This is a genomic window from Blautia sp. SC05B48 (assembly GCF_005848555.1).
In the GTDB taxonomy this organism is placed as follows: domain Bacteria; phylum Bacillota; class Clostridia; order Lachnospirales; family Lachnospiraceae; genus Blautia_A.
In genome coordinates, this window is record NZ_CP040518.1 from 1,545,410 (window position 1) to 1,567,471 (window position 22,062).

Here is a 22,062-nt window from a genome sequence, read left to right on the forward strand (position 1 = left end):
GGAGCTCTTTTTCCTTTTTTATAATAGTATCATTATGGTATAATAGAGACATTAAAATCGGAATTTATAAAGGAGCATTCCTGTAATTCATCAAAAGCGCCAATTGAATAAAAAAGAACCTCAAGGTATGATTGAGTTGCATCTTGGCGGATGTAAACAAAACAATCAAGCACTGGAGGTTCCAAATGAATTATACACAGAATGAAAAGATTGAGCAAGTAACAGATTCAACAATGGTTGTCGGAGTTGATATCGGAAGCCAGATACATTATGCAAGAGCTTTTGATAACAGAGGACGCGAACTTACAAAACGTATTTTTTCTTTTCATAACGATCTGGAAGGGTTCAATTCTTTCAACCTTTGGGCAGAGACACTTAAGACTGAGAATAAAAAGACTGCAGTTCTGATCGGCTGCGAGCCAACAGGTCATTACTGGTTTGCGTTTGCGAAGTATGTAAATGATCATCAGAAAAGATTAGTAATGGTCAATCCATTCTCGGTTAAGAAGATCAAGGAACTTGATGATAACAGTCCAAAGAAAACAGATTCAAAAGATCCAAAAACAATCGCAAAACTAGTTGTGGATGGGAGATATTCAATCCCTTACATGCCAGAAGGCATTTATGCCGAAATAAGAGACCTGGTATACAGCCGTGACAGGATCATGAAGCAGCACAACATATCTGCAAACAGGATCCAGAGATGGCTTGCAATACATTTCCCGGAATATCTGGGATTATACACACGATTTGATGCAATAAGCGGCCTGGCAGTGCTTGAAAAAGCACCATTGCCAAAAGATGTGATCGCGCTTGGAGTAAATGGGATCCGAAAGATCTGGCATGATAAAAAGATGCGAGGCAGAGGAGTTACTGAAGATAGGGCAAAGACCCTGGTTGAAGCTGCGCACAACAGTGTTGGACTTGACGGAGGGATTGGAACAAAAAGTGAATTATATATGCTGCTTGAAGAGCATCGCTTATGGACTTCGCAGTTAGAAGCCGTCAATAAAGTACTTGAGGAAATGATCCTAAAAGTACCACATGTGGAGAAGTTACTCGCCATTAAAGGAGTAGGAAGCATCACAATAGCAGGATTCATAGCTGAGGTAGGTGATATCAGACGCTTTGATTCACCGAAACAGATCCAGAAGTATGCAGGATTGGAACTGGTAGAAAACAGTTCAGGAAAGCATAAAGGAAGGACGAGGATCAGTAAACGCGGGAGAAGGAAACTCAGAAAGATCCTGTACCAGGTAATGGTACCGCTGCTTGCAAGAAACAAGGAGTTCCGTGGAATCTATGATTACTATGTAACCCGTGTAAAGAATCCGCTGAAACGAAGGCAGGCAATGGTTGCCGTCAGCTGTAAGTTGGTCCGAGTGTTTTATGCGGTATTAACAAAAGGTGTGGAGTATGACAGATTTAAAATGATGTCAGATATCCACCGAAAAAGCGACATAATAGCTGCCTGAGCAAAAAGTACTGTAAACAGGAAAGCGTCCGCCATCAATGGTGCTGTGAAACAGGAATGCAAAATATATAAGACAAAGTAGAGCCAGTAGCTGCATTGACATTTTCTATAGGGCAACGACCCTGCTAAAGGAGCATGAGCAGCACCCAACTATGGATAAGCAGAACGAAGGAATTTAGGACCCGTCAGAGGATGGTGATCCTGGTAGACATGAGAGGTTAGTTACTGTAGGTGGATTTGGGAAACAGGAAGGCCTTCATAAGAAGAAACAAAGACGTTTTATTTCTTGTACCTAAAATCATCAGAAATGGACTCCATGAAGTCACTTCATATCCAGAAAACTCTATTTTGGAGATATATGTAACTTATTAACTGTTCAGCAAAGTCAGTAAAATCAAGGATTTTTATTGAACATGCACTAAAAAGAATAGAGAGAATATTGATGAAACTATTTTTATGTTCGCACTTTTCAAGTGTGGGAAGTCTGATAAAGGAAGAAATTGAAAATAAGAAAGTCGCATTTATTCCAACAGCTTCACTGCGTGAAGGCTACACCGGTTATGTCGGCTCGGCTCGAAAATTATTCAAAAAGTTGGGAGCAATCGTAACTGAAATTGATATTTCAACGGAGGCTTATTCAACGATACAGTCTGTTTTTGAAGAAGCAGATGTGATATATTTTACCGGCGGAAATTCTTTCTTTCTTATGGACCAGCTCCGTAAAACGGGAACTGATGGGCTACTGAAAAAGGAATTGGCAAATGGAAAATTGATGATCGGCGAGTCGGCAGGCGCAATTATATGCGCTCCAAGCATCCAATATATCGAGCAAATGGATGAAAAGCCAGAGGACTACTCACAAGAAGATGATGCAGGGCTTGATTTGATTGATTTCTATGTTCTTCCGCATTATCTTACAGCACCATTTAAGAAAGTTACCGAGAAAATAATGACTGAGTTTTCGGATTTGAATCTATGCCCAATTAACAACCGTCAGGGAATTGTAATTGATGGTGAAGGTTCAAAGGTTATTTGCAAAGACTAATTTGAAAATTCAAGTTTGTAGGGCAAATAAGCTGTTTATTTGACTAGAAAAAAGAATTACAATTAATAACGCCGGTGCGGGATTTTGGTATCCAGTGCCGGCATTATTGATTCTACAGGGGCTTGGGGGTGTAGCCACCAAATATATTATTCATTTTCGTTTTCAGAAAGTTTGTTAAGGATCCATTCCTGATTGATAACAATATCCTCATCAGCGCGGAGATCTTTTAAATCATTGTAATGTGAAGAAGCAAGTTCATATGTATTGTCGATATTAATTGCACCAGTGGCCTCACCCAGGATGAAGATAGCTGTATCTGCCACGATGCTCAACCACAGAAATTTGAAATTGTTCCAGAAGTTTGGATTGGAATTCATCAAAACTATTGGATGTGGCAGCGCATTCATCAATCGCATTTCGCAAATATTCTTTCTGTGTTAGGAATACAGTGGATGTTGGTTTGAGACCAGCTTCGATAATTTTCTGATTGATCTCATCCAGTTTTTGCTGGCCGTATTTCTGTGCCATATACTCTTTCTGAGTGATTTTTCTTTCAGCCGGAGCAAGAGGATCTATGATTGATTTGCTTCTCAAGCAGAAGTTTTCTTAGATATTCAGAAGTGAGATTGAAAAACAAGCAGCTCCTTGATCCAGCAAATTGAGTTCGACATCTGTCAGTTGTACTGTAACAAAACGTCTGTTATTGAGAGGGTATGGGAGATCCCCATCAAGATAAAACCCATAGGTTGACGGGAGGCCAAATGGCAATACCGTTAAACCTGGGTGGGTCTTGCTCTTATTTGTACCCTCTATATAACGAAACGCTCAGAGGCTGTTTTACAGTGGGGGAAAAGAAAAAATATCAAAAAATTGATGATTAATGGTGAGCTTGTGATAGAATGAAAAAAAGAGAAAAGCATAGAGGATGTAGTTGTGGAGAATATTTGTTATGATTAGAAAGATGCTGAACGGAGATATCGATAGAGTTGCTGACATATGGTTAAAGACAAATCTGAAAGCACATTGTTTTATTTCCGATCAATACTGGAAAAGTAATTATGAATTAGTGAAAGAAATGATGTCACAATCCGAAGTCTATGTGTATGAAGATGATAAAGTGATTCAAGGATTTGTAGGACTAAATGATGAATATATCGAAGGTATTTTTGTTTCTGATGAAATGCAGTCGTGCGGCATAGGTAAGCTTTTATTGGATTATATTAAGGATAAAAAAGTTAGATTACAATTAAATGTATACCAGAAGAATGCCAGAGCAATTTCTTTTTACCAAAGAGAAGGGTTCATTATTCAATGTGAAGGTTTTGATGAAACCACTGATGAAAAAGAGTACACCATGCTATGGAAACGGAAATCGGAATAAGAAGGAGATAGACTATTGAAAGCATACGAGAATAAAGACGAACTTAAAAACGAAATAAATAAAAGCTTTGCAAAGTATATTTCGGAATTTAATGATATTCCAGAATCCTTAAAAGACAAAAGGGTTGATGGTGTTGATCGAACTCCAGCAGAAAATCTTGCTTACCAGGTTGGCTGGACAACTCTCGTTCTTAAATGGGAAGCAGACGAAAGAAAGGGGATTGATGTCAAAACTCCTTCAGATGATTTTAAGTGGAATCAGCTTGGTGAATTATATCAATGGTTTACAGATATATACGCTCATCTGTCGATACAAGAGTTGAAAGATATATTGAATGAGAATGTGCATTCTATTTATGCGATGATAGATTCGCTAAGTGAGGAAGAATTATTCAAACCACATATGAGAAAATGGGCTGACGAAGCAACTAAAACAGCTGTCTGGGAAGTATACAAGTTCATACATGTTAACACAGTTGCCCCATTCGGAACATTTAGAACTAAGATTAGAAAATGGAAAAAAATAGCACTATAAAGTAAAGAGTCTTTTAGCTTAGATGAGAAGAACGGGAATAATCACAACAGATTCCGAGAATCAGAAGAGATCATCTTGGATACTTGTCAAGAATTTAATTAATTTCAGGAAAAAATGCAGAAATCTAATGTTACGATGTTCTACAATCTCCGTCATAATAAAAATATCTCCATCATTTCAAAAGAGAATGACGGAGATATTTCGCCCTGCTTATTCTTGTAGTAACCAATCGGCTATATCGTGAATTTCGATTTCTTCATAGCTATATAGGGGATGTTTGGTTCTGCGGGCATTGCTTAATTTACTGACGAAGACGATGAAGCAATGAAAAACACGATTAAAATGCGGGATAAACACTGCTTCTAAAGAATATAATATGATTGTGGAATAGAAATACGCAACAAGTTACAAAAATCTATTTCAATGTCCAGCTGATATATTGATTTTTGAAGTCCATCCGGATATGCTAGAATAGAAAAATGCAACATGTTGCAAAAATCTTTTATAGTGAGGCTTTAAGATGGAGATTCACAGAGATTTTTATTTGGATAAATTGATAAAAAGAAAGAATAATGGATTGATTAAGGTAATTACTGGTATTCGTCGATGTGGAAAATCCGTATCCCATTTCCTTATTATTCAATCAATCATTAATTGTAAAAATTAAGAAGCATTTCAATCAGTTCACCATGTCACTTTTATTTTGTGTTATAATGTGTTATCAGATTTTTTACCCTTGTATTTTCCCTTATCAGAGTTCGTAAACACTGGCGGGACGATATAACACAAGGGAAACAATAAGGGAAAGCTCACCTGCGACAAATCCGGTGTTTTCAAGGGTTTACAGAGAATTTAATAACAAAATATAACAGTTATTAAATCTCTTAAAACAGGTGAAATCTCAATCGGAAGTCGTGGAGGTGATTTTATTATGATTTTGTGCTTTTCAGGAACCGGCAACAGCCGTTATATAGCGAAAAAAATTGCAGTTGAATTGCAGGACGAGATTGTAGATGTGAATGCGAAAATCAAGGCAGTAGATTATTCGCCAATAAAAACAGGTGAGAATGTAGTCGTTGTAACTCCGACTTATGCGTGGCGTATTCCCCGAATTGTGTCGGATTGGCTTTCCAAAACGAAATTGCTTTCCGCAAAACGTATTTGGTTTGTTATGAACTGCGGCAGTGAAATTGGCAATGCGTCAAAATATAATCGTAGTCTTGCTGAGCAAAAGCACTTATGTTATATGGGTACATCTCAAATTCTTATGCCGGAAAACTATATTGCCATGTTCGATGCACCCCAGGCAGAGGAAGCAAGAAAAATTGTAAAAAATGCTGAGCCTACTATTGAGGATACCATTGCCTGTATTAAGACAGAGCAACCTTTCCCTGTACCACGAAACAATCTCTACGACCGTTTTATGAGTGGTCCGGTAAATCCGATTTTTTATCAGTTCTTCGTGAAAGCTACTGCATTTCAGACAGATGATACTTGTATCGGATGCGGTCAATGTGTTAAAAACTGTCCAAAGAATAACATTGCACTTGAAAACGGAAAGCCGATATGGGGGAATCAATGTACTCACTGTATGGCATGTATTTGTTATTGCCCCACAGAAGCAATAGAGTATGGCAAAAAGAGCATAGGAAAACCGCGTTATCATTTTGAGCAGTTAAAGATGAAATGATTTGTAAAGTGTCGATAACGTGGAATTTAACTGAGAAAACCCCAGTTTGCATTGATGATAAGCAGTTCATCTGAATCCTGTTCAATATATGAATATGAGCAGGATTTTTCTATTTACAACAATATTTTTTAGGGGATGTTTGGTTCTGGCAATAATCATTTTCGGATAAGCATCTCGAATCTGAAGCAGTGGAGAACATTCTCTCTCAAATGTTTCCTGCCCGGAAATGTTGTTGCTGACCTGAAGATAAAACTTCTCGCTACCTCTCTGAGCCACAAAGTCGATTTTCTTTTGATAGAGCTTGCCGACATAAACATCGTATCCACGGCGAAGAAGCTCGATGCAAACGATGTTTTCATATACTCTGCCATAATCCATATTTCTGCTTCCCAGTATTGAATATCGAATACCGCTGTCACACAAATAGAACTTTTCAGAGCTTTCAAGGTATTTCTTTTTTCATTTTTCGAAACCGCTTCGTTGTACTTAGTATACCGTCTGCTAAAAGTATATGAAAGATGTCGCTTTCAAAAACACAAATTTTTTTATTTTTTGAAAGTGGAAACTATGTAAAGGCAACCCGATTCTTTACTGAATTTCAAGTAAAATGCAGAAATTTCAAAAAGATTGCTTTTGACCACTGTAAAACATGCTCTGAGCGTTTCGTTATATGAAGGGATAATTTTTCTTTCATATTTCAAAGAAAAGAGGATAAAGAAATGTCAGAGAAAAGATGTTATACAGTTCAGGAGTTACAGGAAATCTTAGGAGTCAGCAGACCTACTATTTATAACCTTTTGAAGAAAAAGGAATTCCGGTGTATCAATTCTGAATGGAAATCAAATCAAGACACACAGTCATTTAATGAAAATATCGAGAAGGAATACCAGAAACTTTTGGAAACACTGTCTCCGGAACAAGAGAAAGTGCCTACGGAGTACTGTGATGAAATATTTGCCAGCGGAGCAGAAACAGAAGAGTTTTTCTATCGCCTGGGTATAAAGGATGGACTGAGATTAAAAAGTACGGTAAAATCTGTATTAGAAATGATGTCGTGAAATTGGAATTGTAGAAGAAATAGATGATTCAGTTGTCGTAAATTTGCGACAACTGAATAAGACGGTAAAACGAAGTATGCTTTAGAATTATTAGTTCTGGTAAATCCGTTGGTTGTGCGGATTTATGCACTGCTATTTGATGTAAACTGGTAACATCAGAATTAGATAAATCAGAAAAAAGAGATAAAAGAGATAAAAGAGATAAAAGAGAAGAGATATGTGGCTGCCGGATTTTTTTATTCAAAGACTTTTAAAATCATAGCGACAGTAATCATTAGTGTTGAACTGATAATCATAATTACATTGAAGGTAGTGGATCTTTACTGTGACGAACCGGGACGTAACAGTACGAGCAACAGCTATTCCAGTAAATCCCAAAGAAGTTATTCTTCCGGCAAGAAGAGTAAATACATACAGTAATTCTTATTCATCCAGAAGAAACGATTCTTATGATGTTTATAATTATGATGACCCGGATGATTTCGCTGATGACTGGGCAGAGGAATTTGGTGGAGGAAATTATGATGGCGGATATGATGATGCGTATGATTATTGGGAGGAGAACTACGGGAAATAATAATGCAAGGAAATTGTGGAGGTAAATTTGTTGAAAGAAAGTACATATCAAACTCCTTGTGGAACGATTCATTATTGGTCAAGTATTCTGAGGTTGGATACAACGACGCTTGTATTTCTTCCGGGGCTGACTGCTGACCATAGACTGTTTGATAAACAGGTTGAGCACTTCGTGAAAAAATATAATATTATTGTATGGGATGCACCGGCTCATGCCTCCTCTTGGCCGTTCCGGTTTGAATTTGATCTGTTTGATAAGGCAAAATGGCTGAATGGGATCCTTGAAAAAGAAGAAATCAGAAAACCGATTATGATCGGCCAATCAATGGGAGGATATGTGGGACAGGCTTATGCACAATTGTATCCCGACCGGCTGGCAGGCTTTATCTCCATTGATTCGGCACCGTTGCAGAGAAACTATGTGACATCAGTGGAAATCTGGCTTCTGAAAAGAATGGAACCAATATATACACATTACCCATGGAAGTTGCTTTTGAAATCCGGAACTGAGGGAGTTGCAACTTCTAATTATGGCAGAAACCTGATGAAGGAAATGATGTTGGTCTATGATGGTGATCAGCATCGTTATGCACAAATTGCAGGGCATGGATTTCGTATTCTGGCAGAGGCGATGGAAAAGGAGCTGCCATATGAAATTAAATGCCCTTCCCTGTTGATATGTGGTACAAAGGATCATGCCGGTTCATGTATTCGGTATAACAGAGCATGGCATCGAAAAACGAAAATTCCTTTAAAGTGGATTGAAGGGGCCGGTCATAATTCTAATACAGATAAACCGGAGATGATAAATAGTTTACTAGAAGAATTCCTCTCGAAGGTTTTATGAGAGGCAACTTAAAGTTATTTGAATTAAAAAGCGAATAGAGAGAAAAAGTAATGAAAAATATATTGATTATTTCAAGCTCACTTGGTGATCTGAATGGTTTTGTAGAGCATCTGGAAGAATACAGGATTGCAGGAAAAATATATGCAGCAAACGTGATGGATGCTGGATTGGTCAAGAATCAAAGTGTTTTCCAAAAAGCCTACGATATGGGATATTCTATTTAAGCCGTTGAAAATCGAGAAAGCCATACACAACCTGATGGAAAAATCCACGTAGCCAATATCGAAGGAGTGTAAAGAACTTATTATGTCTGTTGGAAAGAGAGGTGAAAAGTTATGAAGTTATTATTTAAACAAAGGCTGTTTTCATGGTTTGACAGCTATGATATCTATGATGAAGCAGGCAACACTGTTTATGTAGTAAAAGGCCAGTTGTCCTGGGGACATAAGCTTGTAATTTATGATGCCCATGGAAATGAAGTAGGAATGGTTGTTCAGAAAGTTCTTACCTTCCTTCCTAAATTCGAGATTTATAAAAACGGCAGTTATATAGGATGCCTGAGCAAAGAATTCTCATTCCTGACGCCACATTATAATATTGATTACAATGGATGGCATATTGATGGAACCATTATGGAATGGGACTATAGCATTCTTGATCGAAGTGGATATTTAATTGCACGGGTCAATAAAGAACTGTTTCATATGACTGATACATATGTCATTGATGCACAGAATCCAGGAAATGCGTTGGATGCGTTGATGTTTGTACTAGCAATCGATGCAGAAAAATGTTCCAGGAATTAAATAATTGATCTTGTTACTGTAATTATTCGGAGGATGAAGCGTGGGAATATTCAAAAAGAAAATAGTGAAAAAAACATATGACCGAGAACATATGAAACCAGTAATTCGTGCAAGCATTTGTACCGGAGAAGAAGTAGCAGGGTTCAAAGACATACGAACCGGAAAAATCGAAGAAATCATGCTGATCAGATCACCGGAAGACTTAGAAAAATTCAAAGCGATATATGAGATAGCAGAGGAAATTGCAAAAGAATATTAGACATTGGACAAGGAAGAGATGTTGTCATGAGAACTATAGGTAATATCCTTTGGTTTATATTTGGAGGATTACTGGGCGGACTGGCATGGATTTTTGCAGGATGCATGCGGTCAATGTGTCAAAAACTGTCCGATGAATAACATTGTATTTGAAAACGGAAAGCCGATATGGGGGAATCAATGTACTCACTGTATGGCATATAACGCCGATACAGGATTTTTATAATCCTATACCGGCGTTTGTTGGTTACGAGAGAATGTGTTTTACGCTTACTTTCCAAATGTATTGCTGGATTTAGCTGCAGCTTTAGCTGCCATGGTGTTGGTGGACTCAAACAAGGAAGTTGTCGGCGCGACCGGACACATCAGTACTCGTCCTGTTCCACGATAAACATTTACCAGGCCCTCTCCGCTAACTGCAGATCCTACAAGTGTTTTTGTAGATCTTTCTACGGTGAATTCAAGATTTGATGACCAGCATACAGCAAGATTTCCATCAATTTTCAGTTCATCATTTTCCAATATGACTTCAATCAATTCATCTTCGGGAACATTAGATTCCAGTGCAGCTACACCATTTCCCTGCAAACTCAGATTAAACAGACCTTCGCCACCTAGCACGGCTGATGAAAGGTTCTTTCTGGCTACAACTTTACTTTTTACATTTGCATCACAAGCCAGGAACATGCCATCTTCAATTGTCATTCCGGCTGATCCCCACTTGCCAACATCTGCAAGAATAATGTATTTATATGTTGGTTCCAGTACCAGACAGCCTTCGCCAACATATTCCGGTTTAACCGCGGTTTCTTTGGTGACCGCACCCTTGAGTGCCTTTCCAAGGAAATCTCCGATACCTTTTACCCCAGATGTGGCTTGTACATTACCACCCATCCACTGCATGGCACCGGCCTGGATAATAGCAGAATGGTCTTTATCAATATCAATAACAACCTGTCTTCTTCTGACATTCATTTTACTCATGAAATACTCATTCATTGCATTCATAGGTGAAACGCTGGCATCCTGTACATATTCAAGTACATGGAAGTTCCCGATACTTTTCGCATATTTTCTGTTTTCATTTTGTAAGTTTTCAATTCGCATAGCATAATCTCCCTTTTAATAATAATCTATGATGTTGCTCGGATATGCTTATTATAAAAGAGTCAGCATAGATAGAAAACAATTCGTGCAGAGAAATATAAAGACAGAATTCTCAAAATTCGAGAAATATAAAGATGCAATTCCTCATGATGGATGTGTATTATGAAAAATAAATTTGTTATAGTGACAATATCAACAAAAAAACAGAATATAAATGGGGTGATCAGATGGAAGCGGCACAGAGAATTCGATTAATCCGGATAATAGAAAAGATGGAGAAAAATCCGGCATTTAGTAATAAGATTGGTATAAAGAACACATCTGAATATTTATCAGAAAAAGAACAGAAAAAATGAAAGACACATATCAAAATGAGTTTCAGAAGGAGTAATAAAATGTTATCGTTATTATTTACAATTTGTATGATTTGGTTTGTTGGAAAATTTTTTATATTTGGATTAAAAGCATCCTGGGGAATTATGAAACTACTTTGCACAGTTATTTTCTTCCCGGTGATATTGATTGGCATGGTTGTAGGTGGACTGATGTACATTGCATTTCCATTATTGATCATCGGTGGCATTATAGCATTGGTGACATCACGTTCATAATGGATCAGGAGGAGAAAACAGAAAGTATCATCAATCAATTACAGCGTATGTAAAGAAAAAGGCAATGAATCAGAAATGGTTCATTGCCTTTCGTCACGTAATGGCTTATTTTAATTTTTCTTTTTCGGCGTTTAAGAGTTCAAGATTAAGCCCCTGTTCTCCGGCTGTCTTATCTACCCAAAGATTCAAAGAGTCTATGGCTAAAGAAATTTCATCAAGTTTTTTACTGATATAAGCAAAATCTTTCATTTCATCATCGCTGATCTTACCGTCACGGGCAATCTGGATCAGACGACCGGTAAGAGGATTGATTTCATTTAGACTGGCAATTGTCTCCAAAATGATATTTGACAGATCGGTCACTTCAACTTCTGGAACATAACGATGACCGATTTCACATTTGTGAGAACAATAATAATTGCAAAGATCTGGTCTTTTATAGGCATCTGCCATCTGGAGGATATCATAAGGTGTAGGTTCTTGTGTTTCATATTCAAATTTTTCAATTTTTGAATCAGAGACAGCATCCATTTTTTCACTGGCCTCTGCTCTTGTAAGGCCTGCCGCTTCTCGGCAAAGCTGGTAAATTGTCTTGTTTTCCCTGGTGGATTGTTTACCCATGAGAATTTCCTCCCCGTATATCGCCAAACATGAGGATTATCAATATTTAAGTCCTCATGCAGGACGTGTATTTCTCGTATAGAGTTTATTATACTTGAATTATCAGTTAACAACAAGCTCAATAATGAATATGAAGTCAAAAATCAATAGTATTTGTAAGGCGTCAGTGGAGTTATTTCCGCTGGCGTTTTTATTTTTTAAATCTTTTTTCATTTCTCCCTAAACTTTCCCAAACTTTTTTGTATTTAGAAGTTGAGAAGGCTACAGATCAAAAATTTGAATCAAAAAGCCGGATTAGCACTTTGAAAATTAAATGAGCTTGCCAGTCCGCCGGAGTCCTGCCAGATAGGATTCCGGATAAGTTCAAGGACAATCGGTCCGAGGATGAACAGAAACAGAGGTTTGCATTGAAACATTGCTGCGGCAATGGCTTTCTTGGCAAAGCAGCGAATTGATAATGATACTCCCGAATGATGTCGGCCAGGAGGAGTGAGGATCCTGGAGACCATACGCGGTATGGTTGAGGCTGCCTGCGATGGCGCTAACGGACTGGGTGTTCCCTGAGATGGGATACACGCGTGAACAAGACAAACGAGCACTGAATGAAAAAGATTGCCCCGGTGTATTTCGGGGTAACTGACAATAGAAGTCGTGTGGCAGAGGGAAACTTCTGCCATACCCTTGTGTTGCCAGTGAAAAGAAGTGGCAAACAGAAAGGAGATTAAACAGATGAAACCATATCTAAAAGCAGAAGAAATAACTAGAGAGATTAAAGAAAAGTTACCGGTGATTGATGAGGAGACTTTCAGAGAACATTATTGTTCAGAGTGTCTGTATTATGCAGAAAGGATTGATAAGAAGCCGCGTTGTATGCAGCGCCAGTGTTCCTGGGATCAGGAAGAGGAACATTTCGCGCCGGTATTAAGAAGGATGATTCCGATTCTTGATGAGGAATGCATGCAGGCAGAGGAGAGGTATATTGATGCCAAACGCAGAAGAGACGCCGTTCAAGAGATGTTCGCAGAGGAGATTCGCATGGAACGCAGAAAAAAGATCCATGTTACAAATGTGCGTATAATTGTCATGCTCTATGCATCGGATTTTGCTATCAGCAGATGACAGCTCATCCTGTTGATCCGAATGAAAAAATCTAGGGAGAAGAAATTTTGTTTGGTAGGAAAGATTCACTATAGGAATTGTATTTATGTTATACTTGAGTCGATATTGAGAGAGAGGATTTGCTTGATGCTGTAAAATTAATCTTGAGTCGATGAGAAAGATTTCCGATCAAGATAAATAAGAATAAAAATGGAATATAGGAGAAAATAAATGGTAAAACAAATTGTAAGAGACGTTTTCTTCTTAGGCCAGCCATCTGAACCAGCCACGAAAGCAGATATCCAGGTTGGAAAAGACCTGCAGGATACGCTGCAGGCGAACAGAGAACGTTGCGTGGGTATGGCGGCGAACATGATTGGTGTAAAGAAGAATATCATCATTGTAAATATGGGATTCATAGATGTTGTGATGTTCAATCCGGTGATCGTTTCAAAACGTGACATGTATGAGACAGAAGAAGGCTGTCTGTCCCTGGACGGTGTCCGCAAGACGACCAGATACCAGGAAATTGAAGTGGAGTATTATGACTTTAACTGGAAAAAACAGAGACAGAAGCTGTCCGGATGGACGGCACAGATCTGTCAGCATGAAATTGATCATTTGTCCGGGAAGATCATATAACCGAATGCGAATTGCGAGGTGGCCAGCATGTTAAAGAATATACTGATCGTAGTAGATGATATAGAAAAATCCATAGAGTTTTATAGGGATTTATTTGGTCTGCAAGTGATTCTTCAGAATGAAGGGAATGTAATTTTATCGGAGGGCCTTGTTTTGCAGGACGTTGGTTTATGGGGAAAGACGTTGGATGAGATTTCTACACCATTCAATAACAGGATGGAACTGTATTTTGAGGAATTTGATATAGATGGATTGCTTGCAAAATATGAATCCGGTAAGTATTTCGTTCGATATGCCACTGAACTAGCAGAAATTGCAGGTGGCCAGAAACTTGTAAGGTTGTATGATCCGAGTGGTAATCTCATCGAGGTTCGTACGCCATTTATGTGTAATTGAGGGAGAAGATATGCAGATTTTTGTTGATGCAGATGCCTGTCCGGTAGTCGGTATCGTTGAAAAAGTTGCGAAAGAGCACGATCTTCCGGTAACGTTGTTGTGTGATACCAATCATGTGTTAGCTTCTGATTATAGTAAAGTGATCGTAGTTGGAGCCGGAGCAGATGCAGTGGATTATAAACTGATCAGCATTTGCCGTAAAGGAGATATTGTCGTATCACAGGATTATGGAGTGGCTGCAATGGCTCTTGGAAAAGGTGCGTATGCGATTCATCAATCCGGGAAATGGTATACCAATGAAAATATTGACCAGATGCTTATGGAACGCCACTTGAACAAGAAAGCGCGAAGGGCATCCGGAAAGAATCACTTAAAAGGACCAAGAAAACGAACAGCAGAGGATGATGAGCATTTCAGAGCGTCTTTTGAGAAAATGATACATATGGTGATGGACAAGGAGAAATAATTTGAATATACAGATTTTTGGAACAAAGAAGTGCAATGATACAAAGAAAGCAGAACGTTTTTTTAAGGAACGTGGAATCAAGTTTCAGTTTATTGATATGAAAGAAAAGGGCATGAGTAAGGGCGAATTCAATTCTGTCGCCCAGGCAAATGGTGGACTGGAAAATATGATCAACTGGGAGGGCAAGGATAAGGATCTGCTTGCGCTCATTAAGTACATTGCAGAGGAAGATAAACTTGAGAAGGTACTGGAAAACCCGCAGGTGATTAAGATACCGGTGGTTCGTAATGGAAAACAATCCACTCTTGGATATCAGCCGGATATCTGGAAGGCGTGGAAATAAGAGTGCCGGTAGATTTCTGACCTAGATAAATAAAGCAACACAGGAGAATCGGGAGGTGTAGAATGATGGAAAAGAAAAGAACCTATATCGCAATCGATCTTAAGTCATTCTATGCGTCTGTGGAATGTAAAGAACGAAATAGGGATCCTTTAACGACCAATCTTGTGGTTGCGGATAAAAGCAGAACAGAAAAAACAATCTGTCTTGCGGTATCTCCAGCTTTAAAATGTTATGGGATACCCGGAAGGGCTCGTTTATTTGAGGTTGTTCAAAAAGTAAAAGAAGCCAACAGCGCCCGCAGGTGGAAAGCGCCGAACAGAGCTTTTATCGGAGCTTCTGATGACAGCACAGAATTAGATACCAATCCGGCACTGGAGATTGATTATATTGTTGCTCCACCACGGATGGCTCTCTATCTGGAATACAGCACCAGAATTTACAGCATTTATCTGAAATATATTGCGCCGGAAGATATTTTTCCGTATTCGATCGACGAAGTATTTATGGATGTAACGGATTATCTGCATACCTATAATATGACAGCAAGAGAGCTTGCCATGACCATGATACAGGACGTGCTGAAGACAACAGGTATAACAGCAACTGCAGGAATTGGAACAAATATGTATCTGTGTAAGATTGCGATGGATATCGTGGCAAAGCACATTAAAGAAGATAAAGATGGTGTACGAATTGCGGAACTGGATGAAATGTCATACCGAAGGAAACTCTGGGGCCACAGACCACTTACTGATTTTTGGAGAGTAGGAAAAGGATACGCAAAGAAGCTGGAAGAATACGGGCTTTATACAATGGGTGATATTGCAAGATGTTCCATCGGAAAAACGAATGAATTATACAATGAAGATCTGTTATATAGGCTGTTTGGCGTTAATGCAGAGCTGTTGATCGATCATGCCTGGGGGTATGAGCCCTGTACCATGGAAATGGTTAAGGCCTATAAACCGGAAATGAACAGTGTTTGTTCCGGACAGGTACTTCATTGTCCTTATGATTTTGAAAAAGCAAAACTGGTTGTAAAAGAGATGACGGACCAGATGGTCTTGGATTTGGTGGATAAGAAGCTGGTCACAGACCAGATCGTGTTGACAGTTGGTTATGATATTGAGAATCTGAGCAACACCGACAGGAGAAAACAATATCATGGAGAGGTTACGATCGATCGTTATGGAAGAAAAATCCCGAAACACGCACATGGAACGACCAATCTGAAACGGCAGACTTCCTCAACAAAATTGATAACGGATGCAGTAATAGAACTATATGACAGGATCGTTGACAGAAACCTGCTTATCAGAAGAATCAATATCACAGCGAACAGGCTTGTGGATGAAAGTTCTGTAAAGAAAGAAGAAGTGTATGAGCAGCTGGATCTTTTTACGGATTATGAGGCGAAAAGGAAAAAGAAAGAAGAGGAAGAAGCCGCGCTGGATCGCGAAAAACGTATGCAGGAAGCCATGCTCAGTATCAAAAAGAAGTTTGGAAAAAACGCTGTACTGAAGGGGATGAATCTTCAGGAAGGCGCAACCGCTAAGGATAGAAATGAACAAATTGGCGGACATAAGGCGTAAAGGAGTTGGAAGAGGATGAAAAATAATTCTTATGACGATATCATCAATTTACCCCATCCGGTCTCTAAGAATCATCCGCAAATGCCGCTTCAGGATCGGGCAGCGCAATTTGCTCCTTTTGCAGCCCTGACTGGACATGATGCTGCGATAAAAGAGACGGCAAGATTAACCGATGAACGATTGGAACTGAGTGAGGAAGCGATTGCTCAGCTGAACGAAAAAATTAATATAATCAGAAATAATATCGGTATAGAACAGAAAGTATCAATAACTTATTTTATTCCCGATGCAAAAAAAGCCGGCGGAGCCTATGTTACGTGCTCCGGTAGTGTAAAAAAGATAGACGAATACGAGCATACCATTATCATGACAGATCAAACGGTCATTCCAATCGAGCAGATAAGTGATATTAAATGTGAAGAGTGGCAAATCTGAGAGTTGGATGGCGGAAAGTATCGCATTCCGATGTTATGTGAAAGACTGGCTGGAAAAAAGGCTGGAAAAACAGGGATACTGTTAAAAAATATCCATTATAATTATAAGCCAAAGAATATGAATAGTGCTTATCTATTGCTGTTTCGAAACTTCCCAGGGGTGGTATTATAATACTTATGAAAAAGTTCACAAAAATAACTGCTATTTGAAAACCCGCAGGTATATGCTATCTCAGTAACAGACATTGTAGTATTTTGAAGAAGAAAAACAGATTTTTCCAAACGATAGCGATTTAGATATACCATTGGGGAAGTATTCAAATATTTCTGAAAAAGGGAAGTGCATTTTGTCTTGCAGCAATTTCCTGAGGATGAAATATCTTTAAGCATAATTTTTTGGGGATAATTTTTCTGCACATATCCGATCATTGTAGTAAGAGCCAGAGTATCCTCTGTATCTTTATCATAATCTGGAAAATAGTTCATATTTTCAGCAAGGAGGAGAAAAATATGAACGGTTTTTTCCAGCGTAATAAATGGCTGTATTTCATCCACATTTTTTTTGTAAAGCATTTCAAGGTCACGAAGAATAGAATTCTGCCACAGGATAGACGGATTCAGTGGCTGATAGGGAAAATGAATATTCTGTATCAGGGGATTTAGACATTTTTCCACAAAATAAGTATTTACAGAAAGCAACTGCGGAGATAACAGAATACAGATAAAGAGACATTCTGTATGAGCATCGGAATAGCCATAATGAAAGCAGCGGCTGTTTACAAAAATTCCTTCACCTGCTTGCAAAGAAATCTTCTGACCATTCACATCATAAAACATCTGTCCCTCTAAAATCAGAATAAATTCCAGATCGTCATGCCAATGACTGACTGCACGAAAATCAGGATAGCGTGAAAGCTGTCCCTTTTTTATATATGCAGGAAAGTCTGGATTGTTATAGGCAACATTTTCAGATGCATCTGAATTTAAAACAATGCTTGGACATACTTCCATCAAAATAATCTCCTTTTCGAATGTTTGTTATATTATTATGGCTGATTATGGTATAAAAATCAATAAAATTGGTTTATTTTTATATTGTGCACAGAAAGGAAAAATTGTAGATGGGAAACGAATTCACAAATAAGATTTTGAAACTTGCTCTGCCCATTACAGCACAACAATTTATGTTAGCGCTTGTAAGTGCATGCGATGCTTTTATGTTGGGAGGATTAAATCAGAACTCTCTGTCAGCAGTTTCGCTGGCTTCGCAGATCACCTTTGTTTTTAATTTGATTTTAACAGCACTTACAATAGGGGAAAATATGTTTGTTGCACAGTATTATGGAAAAAGAGATTTTGATGGATTACGGACATCAGCAGGACTTGTATTAAGATATGTATTCATAATTTCCATTCTCTTTCTGTTTGCAACATTCTTTATTCCTGAAACGCTCATGCGACTGTTTACAAACGATACTATACTGATTGATTATGGTATTAAGTATTTGAAAGTGATTGGATTATCCTATATCTTTTCAGGAGTTCTGCAGGTTTTGCAGGGAATCTTGAAAAATTGTGGTTATGCAGGTAGATGTACCATAATAAGTGCAGTTGTTGTCTGTGTTAATATTATACTGAATGTTATTCTGATTTACGGATACATGGGCTTTCCAAGAATGGAGATTGCAGGTGCGGCACTGGCTACTGTCATTGCAAATGGACTTGGTCTGGTTATTACGATTTATATTTTGCACCTGAAAAAGGAATTTTGGATTGGAGTAAAAGACATAAAAAACAGGGAAGTCCATATAACGAGGAAATTCTGGAAACATGTTTATCCGGTACTTTTTAATGAACTTGCCTGGGGCGGTGGATTTACGATGTATTCTGTCATACTTGGACATCTTGGTTCCGATGCTATCGCAGCCAATTCTATTGCAAATATAACCAAGAATCTTTTAATCTGTGGTTGTACCGGCTTTGGATATGGTGGAAGTATTATTGTTGGAAATCTGCTTGGTAAAGGGAACTTATCTGAAGCAAAGAAAAACGGAAATATTTTATGCAAAACTTCGGTATTTTTGGGCGTGGTGACGGCTGGAGTGATTTTTCTTGCGACACCTGTAATCCTGAATTTTACGAATCTGACTGATATAGCAACAGGATATTTAAAGAATATGCTGTTTATAAGCAGCTATTATGTAATAGGAAAATCAATTAATTCTATGACAATAGGTGGTATTTTCCAGCAGGGGGAGATACAAAATTTGGATTAATATGTGATGTGGTTACCATGTGGTGCTTTGCAATTCCACTGGGATGTATCTCAGCATTTGTATTTAAATTGCCGGTAATGATGGTGTATTTTGTCTTAAATCTGGATGAACTGGTAAAGCTTCCGGCAGTATTTAAACATTATAAACAATATAAATGGTTAAAAAATTTAACAGAAATGGAGAATTAAATTATGGATATGAAAAAAAGAAGAGATATGCAGCTTGCTTACATTTCAGATGAAGCGGTTATAGAAGAACAGAGGATAGGTAGAAAAATTCTGCAAAAACTTAATTTTGCAGATCGGTCGGATTTTGATGGGATTGCAGAAATAGTAAAAGAACTTTTGGGAAAATCGGAAGATGCATGGATTAACCCACCTTTTTAATGCGATTATGGTTCGCATATAGAAGTAGGTAAAAATTTCTTTGCAAATTATAACTGTACAATTATAGATGTGGCAAAGGTAAAAATCGGTGATAACTGTCAGATGGCACCCAATGTATCTATTTATACGGCAGGACATCCAATTTATCCAGATACGCGCAATTCTGCTTTTGAATACGGAAAAGAGGTTACCATCGGGGATAATGTATGGTTGGGAGGAAATACAGTAGTGTGTCCTGGAGTACATATTGGAGACAATGTGGTAATTGGTGCAGGAAGTGTTGTAACAAAAGACATTCCGGACTGGTCCATTGCAGCCGGAAATCCATGTCGTGTGATTAGAAAAATAACAGATGAGGACAGGAGAAAATTGTTTCACAATGAAGAAATTGATGATGAAGCATGGGATATGATATGTGCACAGGCGGAAAAATAATATGATCATGAGAGAACGGATTGCAGCCGGATAATTATCTACAGATTATTGTGAAGGGCTTCCGGAAGATCGGATAAACTGTAAAAAAAGAATGATTCAGTTTAATTCGGGAGTTTTTTGGGGTATAAACATCAATGCTGTTGTATTGCGGGTTATATTTTGCAAATATTGTTCTCATCGTACCATATTTCCTTATCATCAATTAATCATTATAGCAATCCTCTAAAATAATGTATCTTAATCCAGCTCATCAGAGTGTGAAATCCTGCGTCAGTATGCCTGCAGATATCTTCCTTGTTTTTCGCACTCTGATGAGCTGTCTTAAATGCATTATTTACGAGGATTGCTATGGTTGTAAAAATTAAGAAGCATTTCAATTAGTTTACCATGTCACTTTTATTTCATGTTATAATATGTTATCAGAAATTATTGCCCTTGTATTTTCCCTTATCAGAGTTTGCAAACATTGATGAGACGATATAACACAAGGGAAACAATAAGGGAAAGCTCACCTGCGATAAATTCAGTGTTTTCAAGGGTTTGCAGAGAATTTAATAACAAAATATAACAGTTATTAAATTTTTTAAAACAGGTGAAATCTCAATCAGGATTTGAAGGGATAATGAAATGAATATAAAAGATTTTAAGTGGACGAGAGAACCTGATGATTGCTGGTTGAAAGGGGCTTCTGAGGATGGAAGTGAAACGTATATGATCAAAAAGGGACGGTTGTCATTGAATTTAAGACCACCATATTCAAAGGATAGATAAGCTGTTTATTTGAGTAGAAAAAAGAATTACAATCAATAACGCCGGTGCGGGATTTTGATATCCAGTACCGGCGTTATTGATTCTACAGGGGCTTGGTGATGTAGCCACCAAATATCTTATTTTTCTTCTTTGGGAAAAGTGTCATGGACATATGTCTTGAAAAAGTGATTGTGGAACAATATGCTGCTATGATATGATAAAGTAAACAGTTTGATGTGTATACTCGGATTTTCATGAAGAGAATGAAAAGTGGATAAACTTTAAAAATAAAACAGAAAACTTAAAGTCATTTAAGACTTTTTAAGCATGAGGGAACCGTATGGATGATTTCAAAAAACTCACAGAGCAGCTTTTGGAAATATATATTAACGCTGAATCAGTAAATGATTTAGAAATTGAAAATTACTTTGATGAAAATATTAGTCTGATTGGAACTGGAAAACACGAGTTTTACAGGAATCTGCATGAGTTTTTAGAATCATTTGAATTTGATGTAAAACGAAGAGGCAAAATCAGAATTGAAGTACAAAATTTACATCAAGAAGAAAAACGGCTTGATGATGATCATGTTCTTGCACACGGAACAGTAGATTTTGTTGGTCTGTTTAAAGATGATTCAATTTGTTTTAAAATGGAGACAAGATTTACGATTATCTATAGGTGGACGAATGGGAAATGGTTAGTTCAGCATCTGCATCAGTCAACACCAGATTTGGAACAGATGGACGGTGAAGAGTTCCCTGTCACATTGGGAAAACAGGTGAAGAAAACTCGGCAGGCGCTTTATGCATTAGGCACCGCCTATTATCATATCTCGAGGCTGAATTTAAAAACAGGGAAGATCGAACTTGTCAAAAGATCTCGAAAAATGTGTATGGATATTAAAGATAATACTGCAGATTGGGATCCACAGTTCGAGGTTATCGAAAGTATTATAGCAGAACCGTTTGTACAGAAGTATATAGATTTTTTTGATATACGAACCATGGCGGCACGGCTTCATAATAAAGAATCTATGTCTTCCGAATTCAAAAAGAAGAATGGATCATGGTTTCTTTCCATGGTTGTTCCTCAGAGTTATGATAAAAATGGAAATGTTACATCCGTGCTGATTGCGAATCGAGATGTGACAGATGAAAAAATGCGTGAATTAAGACAAGAGGAAGAATTGCGGGAAGCTAAATTAAAAGCTATAAATGAGCAAATTTGAAAAAT

At 37.9% G+C, this 22,062-nt stretch carries 25 protein-coding genes and 4 pseudogenes; 23 read left to right on the plus strand and 6 right to left on the minus strand.

Features of this window, described 5'->3' with window-relative positions:
* Positions 1–185 precede the first annotated feature (185 nt).
* Positions 186–1,475, plus strand: coding sequence for an IS110 family transposase (locus tag EYS05_RS07075; protein ID WP_138276888.1), 1,290 nt, complete (start codon positions 186–188; stop codon positions 1,473–1,475).
* A 441-nt stretch (positions 1,476–1,916) separates the two neighbouring features.
* Positions 1,917–2,519, plus strand: a complete 603-nt coding sequence (locus EYS05_RS07080) for a Type 1 glutamine amidotransferase-like domain-containing protein (RefSeq protein WP_055271744.1) — start codon at positions 1,917–1,919, stop codon at positions 2,517–2,519.
* Positions 2,520–2,816: 297 nt separating this feature from the next.
* Here the strand turns inward: EYS05_RS07080 and EYS05_RS07085 are convergent.
* A pseudogene (locus EYS05_RS07085) lies at positions 2,817–3,095 on the minus strand (relaxase/mobilization nuclease); the annotation flags it as partial.
* Between the two features lie 373 nt (positions 3,096–3,468).
* Between EYS05_RS07085 and EYS05_RS07095 the strand changes: the two are divergent.
* Both EYS05_RS07095 and EYS05_RS07100 read left to right on the plus strand, forming a co-directional pair.
* A complete protein-coding gene (locus tag EYS05_RS07095; RefSeq protein WP_118037313.1) occupies positions 3,469–3,900 on the plus strand; it encodes a GNAT family N-acetyltransferase in 432 nt (143 codons plus the stop codon).
* A 15-nt stretch (positions 3,901–3,915) separates the two neighbouring features.
* A complete protein-coding gene (locus tag EYS05_RS07100) occupies positions 3,916–4,434 on the plus strand; it encodes a ClbS/DfsB family four-helix bundle protein (protein ID WP_118515710.1) in 519 nt (172 codons plus the stop codon).
* 210 nt (positions 4,435–4,644) lie between these two features.
* Here EYS05_RS07100 and EYS05_RS18025 read toward each other — a convergent pair.
* Positions 4,645–4,719 (minus strand): annotated as a pseudogene (locus tag EYS05_RS18025) (ATP-binding protein); the annotation flags it as partial.
* Positions 4,720–5,365: 646 nt separating this feature from the next.
* On the opposite strand from EYS05_RS18025, the gene EYS05_RS07110 reads away from it, so the two are divergent.
* Complete coding sequence (locus EYS05_RS07110; protein ID WP_138276889.1) at positions 5,366–6,124, plus strand: EFR1 family ferrodoxin; 759 nt, start codon at positions 5,366–5,368, stop codon at positions 6,122–6,124.
* Between the two features lie 81 nt (positions 6,125–6,205).
* On the opposite strand, the pseudogene EYS05_RS07115 reads toward EYS05_RS07110, so the two are convergent.
* Positions 6,206–6,580 (minus strand): annotated as a pseudogene (locus EYS05_RS07115) (DUF4143 domain-containing protein); the annotation flags it as partial.
* Positions 6,581–6,843: 263 nt separating this feature from the next.
* On the opposite strand from EYS05_RS07115, the pseudogene EYS05_RS18030 reads away from it, so the two are divergent.
* The 6 genes and pseudogenes from EYS05_RS18030 to EYS05_RS07145 all read left to right on the plus strand — a co-directional run.
* Positions 6,844–6,949: pseudogene (locus tag EYS05_RS18030) on the plus strand (helix-turn-helix transcriptional regulator); the annotation flags it as partial.
* A gap of 558 nt (positions 6,950–7,507) precedes the next feature.
* Positions 7,508–7,759, plus strand: a complete 252-nt coding sequence (locus EYS05_RS07125; protein ID WP_227752348.1) for a hypothetical protein — start codon at positions 7,508–7,510, stop codon at positions 7,757–7,759.
* A gap of 30 nt (positions 7,760–7,789) precedes the next feature.
* Positions 7,790–8,605: an alpha/beta fold hydrolase gene (locus EYS05_RS07130; RefSeq protein ID WP_138276890.1), complete on the plus strand. Its 816-nt coding sequence runs from the start codon at positions 7,790–7,792 to the stop codon at positions 8,603–8,605.
* A 50-nt stretch (positions 8,606–8,655) separates the two neighbouring features.
* The gene (locus EYS05_RS07135; RefSeq protein WP_182466244.1) at positions 8,656–8,829 is read left to right on the plus strand and encodes a hypothetical protein; all 174 of its coding nucleotides are present in this window, start codon (positions 8,656–8,658) and stop codon (positions 8,827–8,829) included.
* Positions 8,830–8,940: 111 nt separating this feature from the next.
* Entirely contained in the window at positions 8,941–9,411 is a 471-nt protein-coding gene (locus tag EYS05_RS07140) for an LURP-one-related/scramblase family protein (protein WP_118515718.1), read from the plus strand.
* Positions 9,412–9,451: 40 nt separating this feature from the next.
* Complete coding sequence (locus tag EYS05_RS07145; RefSeq protein ID WP_118515720.1) at positions 9,452–9,670, plus strand: aspartate dehydrogenase; 219 nt, start codon at positions 9,452–9,454, stop codon at positions 9,668–9,670.
* A 269-nt stretch (positions 9,671–9,939) separates the two neighbouring features.
* On the opposite strand, the gene EYS05_RS07150 is transcribed toward EYS05_RS07145, so the two are convergent.
* Complete coding sequence (locus EYS05_RS07150) at positions 9,940–10,776, minus strand: AIM24 family protein (RefSeq protein ID WP_138276891.1); 837 nt, start codon at positions 10,774–10,776, stop codon at positions 9,940–9,942.
* A gap of 395 nt (positions 10,777–11,171) precedes the next feature.
* Between EYS05_RS07150 and EYS05_RS07155 the strand changes: the two genes are divergently transcribed.
* On the plus strand, positions 11,172–11,387 hold the full coding sequence (locus tag EYS05_RS07155) for a hypothetical protein (protein ID WP_118515724.1): 216 nt from the start codon (positions 11,172–11,174) through the stop codon (positions 11,385–11,387).
* A gap of 105 nt (positions 11,388–11,492) precedes the next feature.
* On the opposite strand, the gene EYS05_RS07160 is transcribed toward EYS05_RS07155, so the two are convergent.
* Positions 11,493–12,008 carry a helix-turn-helix domain-containing protein gene (locus EYS05_RS07160; RefSeq protein ID WP_015541512.1) on the minus strand — a complete coding sequence of 172 codons (516 nt, stop codon included), beginning with the start codon at positions 12,006–12,008 and terminating at the stop codon, positions 11,493–11,495.
* A gap of 729 nt (positions 12,009–12,737) precedes the next feature.
* Here EYS05_RS07160 and EYS05_RS07165 point away from each other — a divergent pair.
* From EYS05_RS07165 to EYS05_RS07195, 7 genes are all read left to right on the plus strand, one after another.
* Entirely contained in the window at positions 12,738–13,127 is a 390-nt protein-coding gene (locus tag EYS05_RS07165) for a hypothetical protein (protein WP_138276892.1), read from the plus strand.
* A 210-nt stretch (positions 13,128–13,337) separates the two neighbouring features.
* Complete coding sequence (locus EYS05_RS07170; RefSeq protein WP_117990283.1) at positions 13,338–13,748, plus strand: peptide deformylase; 411 nt, start codon at positions 13,338–13,340, stop codon at positions 13,746–13,748.
* Between the two features lie 27 nt (positions 13,749–13,775).
* A complete protein-coding gene (locus EYS05_RS07175) occupies positions 13,776–14,144 on the plus strand; it encodes a VOC family protein (protein WP_118515728.1) in 369 nt (122 codons plus the stop codon).
* Positions 14,145–14,154: 10 nt separating this feature from the next.
* Entirely contained in the window at positions 14,155–14,610 is a 456-nt protein-coding gene (locus EYS05_RS07180; RefSeq protein ID WP_138276893.1) for a YaiI/YqxD family protein, read from the plus strand.
* 1 nt (position 14,611) lies between these two features.
* Entirely contained in the window at positions 14,612–14,953 is a 342-nt protein-coding gene (locus tag EYS05_RS07185) for an arsenate reductase family protein (protein WP_138276894.1), read from the plus strand.
* Between the two features lie 65 nt (positions 14,954–15,018).
* Positions 15,019–16,545, plus strand: a complete 1,527-nt coding sequence (locus tag EYS05_RS07190) for a Y-family DNA polymerase (RefSeq protein WP_138277697.1) — start codon at positions 15,019–15,021, stop codon at positions 16,543–16,545.
* 15 nt (positions 16,546–16,560) lie between these two features.
* Complete coding sequence (locus tag EYS05_RS07195; protein WP_138276895.1) at positions 16,561–16,980, plus strand: YolD-like family protein; 420 nt, start codon at positions 16,561–16,563, stop codon at positions 16,978–16,980.
* A gap of 128 nt (positions 16,981–17,108) precedes the next feature.
* Here the strand turns inward: EYS05_RS07195 and EYS05_RS07200 are convergent, their stop codons facing one another.
* The gene (locus EYS05_RS07200) at positions 17,109–17,990 is read right to left on the minus strand and encodes an AraC family transcriptional regulator (protein WP_243119289.1); all 882 of its coding nucleotides are present in this window, start codon (positions 17,988–17,990) and stop codon (positions 17,109–17,111) included.
* 110 nt (positions 17,991–18,100) lie between these two features.
* Here EYS05_RS07200 and EYS05_RS07205 point away from each other — a divergent pair, with 110 nt between their 5' ends.
* The 4 genes from EYS05_RS07205 (at position 18,101) to EYS05_RS07225 (ending at position 22,057) form a co-directional block, all read left to right on the plus strand.
* Positions 18,101–19,255, plus strand: coding sequence for an MATE family efflux transporter (locus EYS05_RS07205; RefSeq protein ID WP_330575590.1), 1,155 nt, complete (start codon positions 18,101–18,103; stop codon positions 19,253–19,255).
* A 191-nt stretch (positions 19,256–19,446) separates the two neighbouring features.
* Positions 19,447–19,641: a hypothetical protein gene (locus tag EYS05_RS17900; RefSeq protein ID WP_330575591.1), complete on the plus strand. Its 195-nt coding sequence runs from the start codon at positions 19,447–19,449 to the stop codon at positions 19,639–19,641.
* A gap of 69 nt (positions 19,642–19,710) precedes the next feature.
* Positions 19,711–20,076 carry a DapH/DapD/GlmU-related protein gene (locus EYS05_RS17905; protein ID WP_330575592.1) on the plus strand — a complete coding sequence of 122 codons (366 nt, stop codon included), beginning with the start codon at positions 19,711–19,713 and terminating at the stop codon, positions 20,074–20,076.
* 1,090 nt (positions 20,077–21,166) lie between these two features.
* The gene (locus EYS05_RS07225) at positions 21,167–22,057 is read left to right on the plus strand and encodes a nuclear transport factor 2 family protein (protein ID WP_243119262.1); all 891 of its coding nucleotides are present in this window, start codon (positions 21,167–21,169) and stop codon (positions 22,055–22,057) included.
* The last annotated feature ends 5 nt before the right edge of the window (positions 22,058–22,062 follow it).